This is a genomic window from Brevundimonas vesicularis NBRC 12165, assembly GCF_001592205.1.
Taxonomy (GTDB): domain Bacteria; phylum Pseudomonadota; class Alphaproteobacteria; order Caulobacterales; family Caulobacteraceae; genus Brevundimonas; species Brevundimonas vesicularis.
In genome coordinates this window covers 1-15,190 of the sequence record NZ_BCWM01000027.1, presented here as the reverse complement: position 1 = coordinate 15,190, position 15,190 = coordinate 1, and the positions used below count along the sequence as shown (strand labels likewise).

The window sequence follows — 15,190 nt, the reverse complement described above, 5'->3', positions numbered from 1 at the left end:
ATGACCGACCTCGCTCCCGTTATCACCCCTGTCGTTGTCGTCGAGCGCGACCGACGCACAGTCCGTCTCGGCGATCTGGGCATCGCCCGGGAAAACCTCCGTCACGGCGAACCGCCCGACGACGACATTCCCACGCTCGCGGCGACGATCCGGGCGGCCGGCCAGCTTCAGCCCCTGACGGTCCGCCCCGGTCGCGGCAGGAAGGAAGAGCCGTGGATGGCGCTCGACGGACGCCGTCGCCGGCTCGCGCTCGGCCTTCTTCTCCAGGCCGGCGAGATCGGCGAGGACCATCCCGTCGATGTCTTCGTCGAGACCGACCCGGCCCGTCAGGCCGCTGCGGTGCTCCTCACCAATACCGCCGTGCCCGTCCATGTCGCCGACATCATCGCGGCGATCGGCAGGATGCTGAAGTCGAAACTGACGGTCGCGGTGATCGCCAGGGCGCTGGGCTATGCCGAGATCGAGATCAAGCGTCTGGCGGCGCTCGCCGGCCTGCCGTCCGCAGCGCTCGTCGCCCTGAAGAGCGGCCGCATGAGCCTGAAGCAGGCGCGGCTGCTGGCGCGGCTGCCGGACAAGGCCGAGCAGGAGGAACTCGCCGAGGCGGCCTTGGACGGTCACGGCTTCCAGGACTGGCGCGTTCTCGAACGGCTCGACGACGCCCGCGTCACCGCGCGCGACCGCCGTTGCGCCCTCGTCGACCCCACCACCTACAGCGAGGCCGGGGGCCGCACCGAGACCGATCTCTTCGGCGAACTCGTCCCCGTCCTGCTCGACCCTGACATCCTGACCGATCTGTGGCTGAGGCGCGCCCGTGGCATCGCGGCCGTGTTCGAGGCGGAAGGCGTCGCCGTCCACGTCACGGCTGGCCCGGAGCCGGATCTGCCCGAGGACCTGGAAGCGCTCGGCTATGTCTATGGCGGCTCCCTCCCGGCCGAGGAGATGGCGCGATATCGCGCCCAGCGCGAGGTCTTCAACGATCGTGTCGAGGCTGCGCGCCTGGCCTTGGCCGAACCGGCCCGGCCGGACATCGCCGATCTCGCCATCATGGACATGATCCGCGCGCGGATCGCCTCCGACCAGACCGGCTGCGGCGGCCGCGTCGTGACGACGATGGTGATGTGGCCGGCCGCGGAGACGGGCGTGGAGGTGCGCTGCTACACGCCGGAGGAGCCCGAGACCGACGACGATGAGAGCGGCGGGGGCGATCCAGTCCCGCGCCCGGCCGCCCCGCCCGCCTACATCTCGCCCGAGGTAGAGGCGCCCGAACCTGAGACTGAAGGGGTCAACCACGCGCTCCATGGGGCGCGCACCGACGTCGCCACGCGAGGCCTGATCCGGGCCCTGGCCGATGATCCGTCCGCCGCCCTGACGGCGCTGATCTCGCGCCTGTTCACGGTGATCGTCCTGCGCAGCCGCGTGGCCCGGTCGGAGTCGGCCCTGGCGATCGTGGCCACGGGGTTCAACCCTTCGGCCGGGAGGGTCATCGAGGCCCTCGACGGCGACGTCCGCCAGCGCCTCGACGATCGTCGCGCCGCCTGGCAGGCCTCGGGCGAGACCGTGATCGCCTGGATCCATGGACTGCCGCACGGCGAGAAGATGGGACTGCTGGCCGAACTCACCGCCGTCAGCCTCGACGTCCGGGAGGAGAAGACCTTCCAGGTCCGCCGGGCTGCCCGAGCCGAGGCGGCGGAACTCGCCGCGCTTTGCGATGCGGACATCAGCCTGCACTGGACGCCCGATGCGCCCTTTCTGCAGTCTCATTCCAAGGGCCTCCTGCTGGGCATGCTCGAGACCATGGGCTCCGAGGACGAGCGCGCCCGGACCCTGAAGAAGACGGAACTGGTAGATTGGGTGGTCGAACAGGCGGCCGCGCGAACCTGGGCCCCCGCAAGCCTGTCCTGGCGTTTCTCCGTCGATGATGGAGGCGCGGCCGCGGAGGATGGTCAGGGCGCGGAGGACGGTCCTTTCGATGCGCTAAACGACGAGGCCGATGACGATGGCGTCGGCGCCTTCGCTGTCACCGCCGCTGGCGAAGCCGCGCTCGACCCCGCCGCGGCCTGAACCTTCGCCGACGACGAACGCGCCGCCTCGACCTCGGTCGGGGCGGCGTTGTCGTGCGGACCCGGAAAGGCGGGGGAAGGGCGGGGCGAGGCGAGCCTGGAGGACCGTGAGGGAGGGCCCTCCGCTCCAGGTGATCCGGATGCCCGCCATGCCTGCCGCCTCGATCACCCCGTCCCTGTTCGCCACGCCTTCGCGGTCCGACCGATCGGCCAATGTCCTCGCCGCGGCGCGGGCGTTCGCCATCGCCCTTGCGCGGTCCAGGCCGCTCGACCGCCGCCTCGTCGCCGATGTCATGACCACCGCCTTCGGCGCGTCGGATGCGGAAGGGGCCTGGACCTGGCGCGACGCCTATGACGCCATCGAGGCCGGGACCGTGATGCAGATCCGGCGCCTGGCGCCCCAGGTCGCGAGGCTGGAAGACGCGCCGGCCGAGATCGCCGCCGTCCTCGCCGGCGTGTCCGCCCTGGGTCTGACCCACAGCCGTCGCAGCGAGGAACAGGTCGCGCTCGACCAGTTCTCGACCCCGCCGCCGCTCGCGGCCATGGCGGTTCTGGCCGCCCAGGTGCGGCCCGGCGACCGTGTGCTGGAGCCCTCGGCGGGCACAGGGCTGCTCGCGGTGGTGGCCGAGGTCTGCGGAGGCGCACTGACCTTGAACGAGAGGGCGCCGGGCCGCGCCGGCCTCCTCGACGGCCTGTTTCCTCTGGCCGCGCGGACGCGGCATGATGGTCGCCACCTCGCCGACCTGCTGCCCGAGGCCGGCCGCTTCGACGTTGTCCTCGTCAATCCACCCTTCTCCGACCTGGCGGCTCACCTCGTCGCCGGTCTCAAGGCTCTGGCGGACGGGGGGAGGATGGCGGCCATCGTGCCCCTGACGGCCCTGGCGGACACGGGGATGCGCCGCGCGTTCGAGGCGCATGGCGCCGTCGTCGGGACGATCGCCTTTCCCGGCCGCGCCTTCGCCAGACATGGCACATCCGTCGAAACCGGGTTGTTGGTCGTTGATCGTGCGCCGGCGCGGACCTGGGATGGGCTCCTGCACCAGCCGGACGACTGGGACGCGATGACGGGCCTGATCCGCGGCCTGTCTCCGCGCGCCTCAGCCAGGCCGCGCGTCCGGATCGAGCTCGCCGCGACCTCCCTCCTCGCGCCCAGGGACCGTGGCCTGGCCCTGCCCTCCGGCCGGCTTGGCTTCCTCGCGGGCGCGGCGCCGCTCGCCTATGCGGTCAAGGCATGGAGCGGGGCAGGCCGCGACGTCGGCCTTTACCAGGCCCACGCCCTGGCGCGGATCGACCTGCCGGACCCGAGGCCGCATCCGTCCCCTCTGGTGGAGTCCGGGCCAATGGCCTCGGTCGCGCCCCCGGCGCCGACCTATCGTCCGGTCCTGCCGCCGACGATGCGGGCCGAGGCTCGCCTCTCGGACGCCCAGACAGAGAGCGTCATCTACGCCGGCGAGGCCCACGGCGGACATCTGCCTGGGCGGTTCCGCCCGGCCGAGGCGCCGCACGAGGTCGTGCTCGTCCGGGACGATGCGGAGGACGCGATCCGGTTTCGCCGCGGCTTCTTCCTCGGCGACGGAACGGGCTGCGGCAAGGGCCGCCAGATCGCGGCCGTCATTGCCGACAACATGGGCCAGGGCCGCATGCGGGCCGTCTGGCTGTCGCGGAACGACGCCCTTCTGGAGGACGCTCGCCGCGACTGGGGCGCGATCGGCGGCGGGGCCCATGACATCGTGCCGCTTTCGAGCTGGAAACAGGGCGACGGGATCCGGCTGGATCGCGGGATCCTGTTCACGACCTATGCGACCCTTCGCCAGCCCGCGCGGGCCGCGCGCCCGTCGCGTCTGGACCAGATCGTCGCCTGGCTAGGGGAGGATTTCGACGGCGTCATCGCCTTCGACGAGGCGCACGCCATGGCCAACGCGGCAGGCGGCGGCAAGGGCGCGCGGGGGACCAAAAAGGCCTCGCTGCAGGGCATGGCGGGTCTCGCCCTGCAGAACCGCCTGCCGAACGCCCGGATCCTCTACGTCTCGGCGACCGGGGCCACCACGGCCGAGAACCTCGCCTACGCGGCGCGTCTCGGCCTGTGGGGCGGGCCGGAGGCGCCGTTCATGACCCGCGCCGACTTCCTCGATGCGATGGACCGGGGCGGTGTCGCGGCGATGGAGCTGGTGGCGCGCGAGCTCAAGGCGCTCGGTCTCTATGTGGCGCGGTCGCTGTCGTTCGAGGGCGTCGAGTACGAGCCGCTCGTCCATCCGCTGACGCCCGACGATATCGGCATCTGGGACGCCTGGGCCGATGCGTTCCAGGTCATCCACGCCAACCTGGCCGAGGCGCTGAAGGCTACCGGTCTGAATGACGAGGAGGGCAAGCCCAGGAGCGGACAGGCAGCCTCCGCCGTCCACTCCGCCTTCGAGGGCGCCAAGCTGCGCTTCTTCGGCCATCTCCTCGCCGGGCTGAAGGCCCCCAGCCTGATCGCCTCCATCCGTGACGACCTCGCTGCCGACCGGTCGGCCGTGGTCCAGATCGTCTCGACCAACGAGGCGGTGATGGAACGCCGGCTCTCCTCCATTCCGCCCGAGGAGTGGAACAATCTGTCGATCGACCTGACCCCCCGCGAATACGTCCTCGACTATCTGCGCGAGGCCTTCCCGATCCATCTGATGGAAGCGATCGAGGACGACAGGGGCGGGGTCACCATGGTCCCGGTCATGGTCGACGGACGACCAGCCGTCAGCCGGGAAGCCGTCGAACGCCGACAGCTCCTCATCACGCGTATGGCCTGCCTGCCCGCCGTGCCCGGCGTGCTCGACGCGCTGCTGGGGGCCTTCGGCACGGACGCCGTCGCCGAGATCACGGGCCGGTCGCGCCGGGTGGTGGTGCGGGACGGCCGACGCGTGGTGGAACGGCGCGGCGCCTCCGCCGCGCGGGCCGAGACGGACGCCTTCATGTCCGGACGCAAGCGGGTGCTGATCTTCTCGGACGCGGGCGGGACGGGCCGCAGCTACCATGCCGACCTGTCGGCGGAGAACCGCCAGCGTCGCGTCCACTACCTGGTCGAACCCGGCTGGCGCGCGGACGCCGCCATCCAGGGGCTGGGCCGCAGCCACCGGACCCACCAGGCCTCGGCGCCCCTGTTTCGGCCCGTGACCACCGACATCCAGGGAGAAAAGCGCTTCACCTCCACGATCGCCCGGCGCCTCGATTCCCTGGGCGCGTTAACGCGCGGAGAGCGCCGGACCGCCGGAGCTGGTCTTTTCCGGGCTGAGGACAACCTCGAAAGCCCCTGGGCGCGCCGCGCCCTGCTGGTCTTCTATGGAGCTCTGGCCTTCGGCGAGCTGTCGTCCATGATGCTGGAGACCTTCATGGCCAAGACGAGCCTGAAGCTCCTGGACGAGGACGGCCCCCTCAAACCTTCCGACGACCTGCCTCCCATCCACACCTTCCTGAACCGGCTGCTGGCCCTGCGCATCGCCGATCAGAACGCCCTCTTCGACGATTTCGACCGCATCCTCTCCGGCATCCTGGAGCGAGCGGCCGCCTCGGGGGACCTGGATCGCGGCCTGGAGGACATCGAGGCCGAGGAGCTGGAAGTCGTCGATCAGGAGAGGATCCGCACCGATGTCGCCACCGGCGCCGAGACGGCCCTGGTCACCTTCGCACTGAAGGTGCGGCGCGAGATCCTCAACGCCGACGACGCCCTGAACCTGGCGGGTGACATCGCCCACCGGCTGGTGGTCAACGAGAAGTCGGGCCGGGCGGCGATAGCCGAGCTCGGCCTGACGACGGCCACGGACGACGATCGCCTGGTCACGGCAGTGCGGCTCATTCGTCCCGACGACCGCCAGACCCTGGCCGAGAAGGCCTTCGAGGAGTCGTCCTGGAAGCCTGCGATCGTCGAGGACTGGCGGCGGGCGTGGGACGAGGAGGTCGCCGGTACGGACCCGTGGCGTCGGCGCGAGCTGACCCTGGCGACCGGCCTGCTTCTGCCAATCTGGGGCCGGCTGCCAGCCAGGGGCTGTTCCGTTCGTCGCGTCCGCGCGCCCGATGGGCGGCGCTGGCTCGGCCGTGTCCTCGACGCCGTCCAGGCCCGCGCTCTGAAGGCCGCTCTCGGCCTGACGGACGTGAGCGAGGCCTGGGCCGACGGCGCGACGACCGGGGCAGCAGTGCTCGACCGAGGCGTCCAGCTCTCGCTGGAAGGCGGCCTCTGGCTAAAGCGGGCCCGCGTCATGGACCGCTGGCGCCTGGAGATCGTCGGGGGGCGCGCCGATCGCGACGCCCTGGTCTCGTTGGGCTGCTTCGTCGAAATCATCGCCTTCACGCCGCGAGTGTTCGTGCCCGTAGATCGGCCGCGGGTGGTCGAGGCGGTGCTCCGGCGTCACCCCGTGCAGACCGTGCTAGACGGCGCCGCAGCCTGAGCGCCGGCCTGAGCTAGCTTTCGGCGTCTCGCAGGGCCTGTCGGCGACGCACGGTCTTCATCAGGTCTTCGTTCAACTTGGGCGGATCCCAGGCGCGGCCGCCCGGGATCGTGGCCAGGGCTTCGGGGAAACGCATGTAGGTGAAGACCCTGTCGACGATCTCGATCATCAGGCCCTTCATTTCCGGATCGGAAATCCGGCTGAGCTCGGCCCATGGAATCTCGCCGTCCGGCGTGATGACCACGACGTCGCTGAAGTCGCCCGCGCGCGAGACCGGAAACCGTCCGGCGTGGAGCGTCTCGAGTTCGGTATTCCGGACGCAGATCTCCACGATCGCCTTGGACATCCGCGCCAGGTCGCGCGCGTCCTTGGCCGACAAAGGCTCCCGATCCATGCCGTCCCTCCTGGGTCGATCCCAATGCATCAGTCTAGCACGGGGGGCCTTGGCGCGGGCATCGCCTGACCGAGCAGACCGTCCGGGCGGAGGCCCGAACCGGAAAGTAATGGAGGAAGGGAGGCCATGGGTGAAGCGGGATGAGGGAGATCGGCTCCCCGGCGTTTCGGATCGACAGGAGACTGACATGCAATCCATGATGTTCACCGGGCGTCTCGCGGCGGATCCCCAGATCAGCGACGACTTCGGCAAGGCCGTGTTCCGGCTGCTCGAGAAGCGTGGCGTCGACGCAGCCGGCAAGGACCGGCTGGTCGGGGTCAACTGCGTCAGCTGGTCCAAGGGTCTGAACGAGAAGGTCATCGCTCGCGGACTGGCCCAGGGCTGCGAGGCCGTGGTCATCGGCGCCTTCATCGACACCACCTACACGGCCCGGGACGGCAAGGAGCGGGCGGCCAAGGAGTTGGTGATCAACCGGCTGACCGTCCTCGACTGGGCCGAAGGCCGCGACGCCTCGGTCGGCTCGCCCGACCGCGCCGCCGCCTGATCCTTTCAACCCCCTACATTCAACAGGAGACTGACCATGCAGACCCTCGTCATCGAAGGCTATCTGGCCGCCGACCCCTCCATCCTCTCCGCCCAGGGCTCGGGCAAGAAGCGCGCGAGCTTCCGCGTGCTGGAGACCACCCGCTTCCGGCGCGGCGACGGCACGCCGGGCGAACGCACCACCGGCTTCAACTGCGTCTGCTTCAACGAAGCGACTGCCGAACGCTACATCGAGCAGTACGCCAGGAAGGGCAGCCGGGTCGTGATCCAGGGCCACGTCGAGAACGACACCTGGACCGGCAAGGACGGGGTCGAACACTATGACCTTCGCCTGATCGTCGGCGACATTCGCCTCAAGAACCGGCGCGAGCGCGCCGGCGAGGACGATCCGGCGGAAAGCCGCCAGGTCCAGGAACCGGCCGGCGGCTACGATTTGAACGACGACATCCCGTTCTGATCGGAGCGGCTCCCTCCTTGAACGGCCCGGCGCGCAGGCGTCGGGCCGTTCTTCGTCTGCCGGAGAAAAAGGAAGGGCGGGAGGGGCGAGCCGATCGGGCTCGTCGCATCGGGAGTCCCCCCAATGACCGCCTCCGCCTGGACCCAGGATCGTATCGAACGCTTGAAGACCCTCTGGAGAGAAGGAAAGACCGCAGAGCACATTGCCCACGAGCTTGCGCACGGCATCAGTCGAAGCGCCGTGCTGGGCAAGGTCTATCGCATGGGCCTGTCGGCCGGACGCGCCGCCGCGCCGCCGACGATGAAACCGCGGCCCGCCCGTGCTTTGACCTCCCGCGCTCCGACCCTGCCGGCGCCTTCGCCACAGGAGGGCCTACCCGATGATTGTCCGGAGCCGCCAGAGACAGGGCGGGCGTCCCTCCTGTCCGTCCGCCGCCACGACTGTCGCTGGCCTCTGGGAGATCCGGGCACTCGCAGCTTCAGTCTCTGCGGACGGCCCGCCGTTCGCGGCGCCTATTGCGCGCCGCACGCCCAGATCGCGTATCGGCCTGTGCTTGAGACGACACGCAGCCTTGAGCGGCTGGCGGGTTTGGTCTGACGGCCATAGTGGCCATGGGGCCGCTGCAATCCACGTCTACACACGCCCGAACGGCGGCCTCGACGAGGTCGCCGTTTGTCAATTTGTCCGGCCGGCCCAATCGCGCCGCCCCCTTTTCGGCCCCGGCCGCACGAGGTCCATCATGGCGTCTCCGGCCGCTGAACTGAAGGTCGCCCGCCAGATCCTGGGCTGGGATGCGCTGACGATGGCGCGCGCGCTACGTCTGGTCGGCACGCCGGAGAAGCTGGAGGCACGCATCCAGGATATGGAGGCCGGAAAGCGCGACATCAGCGGGCCGGTCAAGGTCGCGATCGAGGCCTTCAGCGGCTGGCGGCCGACCGGATGGGTAGAGCCCGTTTAGGACAAGCAGACCGGCGGACGGTCTGCTCGCCCGGATCAGCAGGAGAAGCGAACCGCGTCCCAGACGGCTTCCATGAGGTCGGCCGTGGTTCCGGCGGTCTGCGGCGCTACGCTGACGGACATGCCGATGTCGTAGGCATCGAGGAAAGACACGGTCTCGGGGGTCAGCGTCGCGGTGGTCACAAGCCGGTAGGCGGCGCGATCCGGGGCGTGCCATGCCCCCAGCGACCGTCTGCGACCCACCAGTTCGATCTCCCCGATCAGCCAGCAGGGATCGAGATCCACCGCCACGCCCAGAAGGGCGCGGGCGAAGTTCTTGTCGAGGGCCTTGGCGGCGTCGTACTGCTTCAGCTCCAGTCCTAGGACCGGCGCTCCCGGATAGGGCTGCGCCTTGGTTCCGGACCGCGTGCCATGGCAAGTAAGGCGCGAGTTGAGACTGATGTCGATCTCGTGGGACGCACCGCTGAGACCCTTGTGGCGCAGACCGGCATGCAGTTCGAGGTGAGGACCCTCATCACCACCGATCCGAAAGTAACCGGCCTCGACGAGGGGATCTCCGGTCTTGGGCGCCATGTACCCTGGGCCACCGCGAATAATGAGGTCGGCCGTCGACTCTCCGGTCGAGTTGCGAGCTTTCGCTAAGGGTTTCAGGTCAGCCGCGATCTTGAGGTAGAGCCAAGCCTCGAAACGTTTGCCGAGACCGAGCGCCAGGTCCGGCTGGGCGATCGCTAGGTCTGTCGAGGCCAGAGCGATCTCCTGGGTGAACTGCTCTTCCAGAGACGGCGTAGCGGTGAGCGGCGGCGAACTCATGGCAGGTCTCCGGCGTCGCCCGACAGGGCCGCACGGGCACGGGCCACGACGAAACGGAACCTCTTTTCGAACATTTCCAGCGCCACGCTCCGGTCTTCGTCGATGAGATTGACGTCGCTGAACCGGTCAAACGACACGGTTTCGAGTTCGAGCACCCTGGCGAGCTTGGGCATAGCCCTTGCGATCGCCATCTCTCGTGTGAGCCAGCCGCCGACGACCTCTTCCAGAACGAGGAGCTGGCCCATGCCGTCATAATCGGTCGGTTGGCGGCGTGATTTCAGCGCCGGCCCTTCGCGACGTGGCGGCGCGTCATCCGCGCTCCAGCCTTCGGACGGCTCATCCTGGTCAGAGGACAGTCGCGCGACAACGTCTTCAGCCAGGCTGTAGAGTGGGCTTTCAAGAAGACCTCGGAGTATTGCGCGCACCAGGGGATGTAAGTCCTCCATCAGGGTCGGGGCCGTCCTATTCGGTGAGTAAGTCTCCAGACTAGTTCGGTCGCCGGTCGAGCGACAGAGGCAGATTGCGGTCCGGTCGACCGGGCAGCGTCGTCGGCTCGCCGACGCCGACGGACAGGAAGATCGATGTGTCTTCGTCCGCATCGGCGCGACGGCGCCGAGTTGTGTCGTCGTCGCGAAGAGCGACGACGACTTGCCCCCACACAACGCCCTCCGATCTTGTCATATCACCCCGGAAGTCAACGGCTGCGCCGTTCCCCTCCACGGGTCGCAAGAGGCGACCCGCTCCGGTGACTGCCGGGGACCCCGATATGGCCAAGACCGGGGTCGTTGCGCATGGGGCGCTCGACATTCTCAAGGAATGTTCCAATGACCTTCTACAGCCATCCCTTCATCGCCTCCGCCGCCCAGAAGTCCGACTCCGCCTTCGACGACCTGACCGCGTCCCTGGGTGAGGATCGTCCGCACCCGACGGAGGATGCCCTGGTCCAGCTCGGGCGCGCGCTCATGACCGAGCTGGTGGACGTGATTTCCGACACGGCGCTGGAAGACTACCAGACTATCCTGGGGGAGGCGTTGATCGGCGCCTTCCATTCGGCGGCCGGACGGATCGAACGCGATGCGGATCGGGCCCGCGACACGATGAGAACGCTCGACCGACACTTCGACGGATCGGAGGCGGCCGACACCGAGCTTCAGGAAGCGACGGCGAAGGCCAAGGCGGGCGATGCCGCGACGCAGGCCTGCGAACTGATCCGGGACGCGGCCTCCGAAACCTGGACGGTCGCGACCGGGGAGGTCTGGACGGCCTGGCGCGGATCACGGCGCGGCACGCATCTGACGGCGGCGCAGCTGGAAGCGAAACAGGCGATCCGGGCGATCCGCAACCGGAAATCCGGAGAGGCCGATCCAGGCGGTCCGGTGATCGCCTTCCGGGGCGCGCCGACGGCCGACACGGCGGAGGATGCGGGCCGGATCTTCGACGCCCTCAACTGGGCGAAGGAGACCTGGCCGGACATGGCCCTGGCGACGACCGGGGCGAAGGGGTCCGAGAAACTGGCGATCAGATGGGCCCAGCAGAAGGGGGTGAAACTCATCCTCGCCCGGGCGGATTTCGATGCGCACGGCAAAGCCGCTCCCTTCCGGGCGAACGAAGAGCTGATCGCGCTCGAGCCGGAAGTTTGCCTGACCCTGGTCCATTCGGTGGCGGGGATGCGGGAGGATCAGCGGCCGTTCGGACCGGCGCTCAACCTCGGGCAGAAGGCGATGGAGAACGGGCTGCGACACGTCTCCATCAAGGCGCGCGCAGCCTGACACATCAGGACTGAGATCAACGACCCGCTCGGCTTCGGCCGGGCGGGTTTTTGTTTGTCATCCGGTGGCGTCCGACGTCCGGAGCGGCCTCGACGAGAACATCCCGGCGCAGGAGAGGAACGCGGCGGTTTCTGTTGATCGGGCATGTCGAGAGATGATCGGAATGTATGACAATCTGCAAAAGAGGTCGGAGGGCAAGATAAAAGGGTGTTTTTGGCGCTGCGCTTTTCTTCTATTCTGACCGTGACTTAGTCGAGACGCGCGGACCTATGGGCGAGTTGCGTTGAGTTGCCGCCGGGGAACAGCCTCGGGGATATCTGAGGAGCGGTCTGAATGCTGATCCGCGACGCCATTGGAGAGAGGATGGCCGCCGGCTCCCGCGAGAACCCAGAAGGCGTCCGCGTCAGCCTACCGATCCGGCTGAAGAAGGACCGGCCGTGCGTTCGCAAGGGCATGATGCAACGGCTGGCGAGTTCCAGGGCGTTCGCGCTCGGCGACCGATCCGGCGTCCTGAAGGCGGCGCAGAACCGGTCGGGCCGGGCCTTCCGTCTCGACGTTCGCCAGAAGGTCATCGTCAAGGCGCTGGTCTCGCGTCATGTCGGCCGAGGCGCCGATCGGGCTGCCGCCCTGGGCAAGCATATCGCCTACCTCGGCCGGTCCGGCGCCGGTGTCGAAGGCGAGCGTCCGGAGTTCTTCGATCGCGAGGTCGACGGGATCCGGCCGGCCGCGGAGACCGACGGCTGGAGCGATGACCGTCACCATTTCCGGTTTATCATCTCGCCCGAGCACGGCGAGCGGCTCGACATGAAATCCTATGTCCGCGAGGTCATGGGACGGGTATCTGCGGACCTCGGAGAGCCCGATCTGAAATGGGTCGCGACCTGCCACTACGACACCGATCAACCGCATGCCCACGTCTTGGTTCGGGGACGGCGGGAGGACGGCCGGGACCTCGTCATCCCTCGCGACTACATCGGCTACGGCTTCAGGGCGCGGGCGCAGGAGGTCGCGCAGGAGCGCCTCGGAGACCTGTCGCGGGTGGAGGCCGAGCGACGGATCTGGAAGGAGACCGAGGCGAACCGGTTCACCGGCTTCGATCGGCGCCTGATCGCCGAGGCGGACGGCGGCCGGATGGTGGACGACGGCGTAGGGACGACCGACGCCTGGGCGGCCCTGACGCGCGGTCGGCTGAGGCATCTGGAACAACTGGGTCTCGCGACCCGCGTGGGGCGGCGATACCGCCTCGACGAGGACATCGAGCCGAAGCTCAGGACCCTGCAGGCTCGCCGGGACATCATACGCACGCTGAACCAACGCCGGCTGGAGGGGGCGAAGGAGGTGCGGCCTTTGGGTCTTGAGCGCGTGCGGGGCGTGGTCGTGAAGGCGGGATTCCATGACGAGGCGGGCGCTTCTGCTTTCGTCGTGCTGCGTGACCAGAGCGGCGTCGAACACTATGCGCGGCTGCGGGCGGGGAGTCCTTTCCTGACTGCGGGCAGGACGGTCACGCTCCAGCCGATGTCAAACGGGTTGGCTCAGGTCGTGAGCGGGCGGGGCGCGGACCTGTCGCGTTAGGGTCGATGGGCCCCGCCAGCGCCGCGTGGCGGATCGTTCGACATGGATTCTCGGGCTTTCGGGCCATCAACCGTCCGTCCTGTCGAGGGCTTCCCGGGAGCATGTCAGCCCGTCGGACCCGGACCTCGTAGGGAACGTCGCGGTCAGGACGGGGACGGGCCGTTGGGTTGAGCCTGGCAGCGGCGCAAGGACTGCGGATCAGGCGGCCTTGCCGTCATCGTAGGACGAACTCGATTGCTCGACGGCCTCGGCGTGAACCACAGCCCAGGCGCACAGAGCCTCGAAGGGTTGGCGAAGCGAGTGTCCCAGAGGCGTGATTGCATACTCCACCCCGATAGGCGTCGTCGGCAGAACGGTGCGCGTCACCAGACCATTCCGCGCCAACCGCTTCTGAGCGTCCGCCAGCGCCTTGTGAGCAATGCCATCCAGCCGTCGTTTGATCTCGTTGAAACGCGAAGGCTGGGGGCAAAGGACGGTCACGATCATGATGGTCCATTTGTCCGCGATCTCGTCGAGCACGGCCCGCACGGGCGGGCCGGCGATACTGGCTCGATGACGATGTGGAGACGAAGCTCAGGACAGCCCTAACCGTCGAGTTTGTCGACCAGTCCCAGGCTGTCGAACCACGGCTTGCCATTGCGATCGTTGTTGGCAATACGCTTCAAGTCCTTGAGCACGAGCCCACGACCCGCCTCCGTGTCCAAGCTTCCTGTCGACCATGGCGCCGTCCAGAACTCGTAGGTCTGGCGTTCCAAGATCTTCTCGACATGTTGCCGGACCTGATCGAGGTCCTTGAGGCTTTCAATCTGATCGAGCGCTTCGGCACGAGCGATGACTGCGTCGATGATGTACTGGGAAAACGCCACAATCCCAACTTTGGAAAGCAGTCGGGACGTCGCGTCAGTCCAGGCGAGGGGCCATTTGGTCTGCACCGTTCTCCATATCTCGAGAAAGAAGTCTACAACCGCATCGTAGCCCTTGGCGTCTGCGTCGGTCGAAGTCACAGCCATCTGTTGCTGGAGGTAAAGCAGCGCGGCCTCGAAGGCGTTGGGCGGGATCGCGCGGAAGGCAGCGGTGTCGTTATTGCGCGGCCATTTGAGTCGCCCTTTGAATGGACTGTCCGCTTCGGTGTCGATCGTTTCCAGATAGGTCGGAGCGCCGTTCGATTTCATCCGCGCCGAACGGGTGAGGCGGGCGTCGAGATCATCCAGTTGGTAAGCGAGTTTGAGCGCCTTCATATGGTCGGGACTGACCCGGGCGACTTTGTTGTTGATCACCAGAAACTGAAAGGCGATTTCTGCATCGCTGGCGCCGAGCAGCAGCACGACCGACACGTGCATCTGCGGATCGAACTCGTTGATGCCGAAAATCCGATGCTGCCCATCGATAATGAGGCCGGGCAATTCCTCCGCCTCATCGACGTCGATCGTGATCGAGACTGGGGAGACGCCGGTCTTGCCGATGGCCGCACCGTCTATGCCGTTGATCGCGCTGAACGGGAGGGCGACAGTCAAGGCGGTCGGGATAGTGTTGGCTGGATCTGCCGTCAGGAACTGTTTGATCGACCGCGTTCTCGTGTCGTTCTTGCGTCTCTGCACACCCTTGAGGTTGTTGTGCTCAAGGCGATCGACACGAGCCCACTGGAGTATCTGACCAGCCGGGGCGGACAGCATGCAAAAAGCCGTCTTGGCGCTGCCGCGCTGGGAATAGACCAGGGCTGGATAAGTGTATTTGGCCATTGTCATTTCAAAGTTGGGGCAAAACCGAGAGGTCGTGCACGGAGTTATTATAGAACCAGTCGCCGTCGTAATCGGGGCTTATCTTCTCACGGATCCGTACGGGCCCGATCCGCTTGAGGGCGTCCTTGAGAGTCGTCTTGTCCCGCTCGGCTAGACGTGTTGCGGCGCGCCGTTGCAAAGCCATGTCCCCAATTCGCCCGCCCTCAATCGTTTGGCCGAAAAAGGCGTTGTCAACGACAACCCCGAACATGTCCCAGCCTATGCGGTCTTTCTTACGCGTGTTGCACTCCTCGCAAACCGGCAGAAGATTGGCTTCGCCGCTAATGCCACCGAGCGATTGGGGCCAGAGATGATCGAGCGGATATCGGCCATCGAGCTGGAGTCCGCAGACGTAGCATTGGGCATGGCCATCTGCGCCGCGCATTTCGTTGTGAACATCTCGGCGCGTCGTCTGTGAGATCGACTGTGACGTGA

General features: G+C 67.7%; 14 protein-coding genes. 8 read left to right on the top strand and 6 right to left on the bottom strand.

The window, feature by feature from the left end:
* Complete coding sequence (locus BVE01S_RS15945) at window positions 1–2,061, top strand: ParB/RepB/Spo0J family partition protein (RefSeq protein ID WP_066629729.1); 2,061 nt, start codon at window positions 1–3, stop codon at window positions 2,059–2,061.
* Window positions 2,062–2,200: 139 nt separating this feature from the next.
* Window positions 2,201–6,475 (top strand): strawberry notch family protein, encoded by a 4,275-nt coding sequence (locus BVE01S_RS15940; protein ID WP_066629726.1) that lies wholly within the window; start codon window positions 2,201–2,203, stop codon window positions 6,473–6,475.
* Window positions 6,476–6,488: 13 nt separating this feature from the next.
* Here BVE01S_RS15940 and BVE01S_RS15935 read toward each other — a convergent pair whose 3' ends face one another.
* Window positions 6,489–6,869, bottom strand: a complete 381-nt coding sequence (locus BVE01S_RS15935; RefSeq protein ID WP_066629724.1) for a hypothetical protein — start codon at window positions 6,867–6,869, stop codon at window positions 6,489–6,491.
* 187 nt (window positions 6,870–7,056) lie between these two features.
* Between BVE01S_RS15935 and BVE01S_RS15930 the strand changes: the two genes are divergently transcribed.
* The 4 genes from BVE01S_RS15930 (at window position 7,057) to BVE01S_RS15915 (ending at window position 8,827) form a co-directional block, all read left to right on the top strand.
* Window positions 7,057–7,413, top strand: a complete 357-nt coding sequence (locus tag BVE01S_RS15930) for a single-stranded DNA-binding protein (RefSeq protein ID WP_066629722.1) — start codon at window positions 7,057–7,059, stop codon at window positions 7,411–7,413.
* Window positions 7,414–7,449: 36 nt separating this feature from the next.
* Window positions 7,450–7,869 carry a single-stranded DNA-binding protein gene (locus BVE01S_RS15925; protein ID WP_066629721.1) on the top strand — a complete coding sequence of 140 codons (420 nt, stop codon included), beginning with the start codon at window positions 7,450–7,452 and terminating at the stop codon, window positions 7,867–7,869.
* A gap of 123 nt (window positions 7,870–7,992) precedes the next feature.
* Entirely contained in the window at window positions 7,993–8,466 is a 474-nt protein-coding gene (locus BVE01S_RS17495) for a GcrA family cell cycle regulator (protein ID WP_066629720.1), read from the top strand.
* 142 nt (window positions 8,467–8,608) lie between these two features.
* Window positions 8,609–8,827 carry a hypothetical protein gene (locus BVE01S_RS15915; protein ID WP_066629718.1) on the top strand — a complete coding sequence of 73 codons (219 nt, stop codon included), beginning with the start codon at window positions 8,609–8,611 and terminating at the stop codon, window positions 8,825–8,827.
* Between the two features lie 35 nt (window positions 8,828–8,862).
* On the opposite strand, the gene BVE01S_RS15910 is transcribed toward BVE01S_RS15915, so the two are convergent.
* Together BVE01S_RS15910 and BVE01S_RS16945 are read right to left on the bottom strand one after the other, a co-directional pair.
* A complete protein-coding gene (locus BVE01S_RS15910; RefSeq protein WP_066629716.1) occupies window positions 8,863–9,636 on the bottom strand; it encodes a hypothetical protein in 774 nt (257 codons plus the stop codon).
* On the bottom strand, window positions 9,633–9,881 hold the full coding sequence (locus tag BVE01S_RS16945; protein WP_157076494.1) for a hypothetical protein: 249 nt from the start codon (window positions 9,879–9,881) through the stop codon (window positions 9,633–9,635). Before BVE01S_RS16945 ends, BVE01S_RS15910 begins: the two co-directional genes overlap by 4 nt.
* Before the next feature lie 579 nt (window positions 9,882–10,460).
* On the opposite strand from BVE01S_RS16945, the gene BVE01S_RS15895 reads away from it, so the two are divergent.
* Both BVE01S_RS15895 and BVE01S_RS15890 read left to right on the top strand, forming a co-directional pair.
* A complete protein-coding gene (locus BVE01S_RS15895; RefSeq protein ID WP_066629703.1) occupies window positions 10,461–11,405 on the top strand; it encodes a DUF2493 domain-containing protein in 945 nt (314 codons plus the stop codon).
* Window positions 11,406–11,768: 363 nt separating this feature from the next.
* A complete protein-coding gene (locus BVE01S_RS15890; RefSeq protein ID WP_244878411.1) occupies window positions 11,769–12,977 on the top strand; it encodes a DUF3363 domain-containing protein in 1,209 nt (402 codons plus the stop codon).
* Window positions 12,978–13,175: 198 nt separating this feature from the next.
* Here the strand turns inward: BVE01S_RS15890 and BVE01S_RS15885 are convergent, their stop codons facing one another.
* The 3 genes from BVE01S_RS15885 to BVE01S_RS16665 all read right to left on the bottom strand — a co-directional run.
* Window positions 13,176–13,496, bottom strand: coding sequence for a winged helix-turn-helix transcriptional regulator (locus BVE01S_RS15885; RefSeq protein ID WP_218015939.1), 321 nt, complete (start codon window positions 13,494–13,496; stop codon window positions 13,176–13,178).
* A gap of 65 nt (window positions 13,497–13,561) precedes the next feature.
* Window positions 13,562–14,716 carry a DGQHR domain-containing protein gene (locus tag BVE01S_RS15880; RefSeq protein WP_066629698.1) on the bottom strand — a complete coding sequence of 385 codons (1,155 nt, stop codon included), beginning with the start codon at window positions 14,714–14,716 and terminating at the stop codon, window positions 13,562–13,564.
* A 7-nt stretch (window positions 14,717–14,723) separates the two neighbouring features.
* A partial coding sequence (locus BVE01S_RS16665; protein ID WP_084375470.1) for an HNH endonuclease occupies window positions 14,724–15,190 on the bottom strand: 467 nt, incomplete at its 5' end.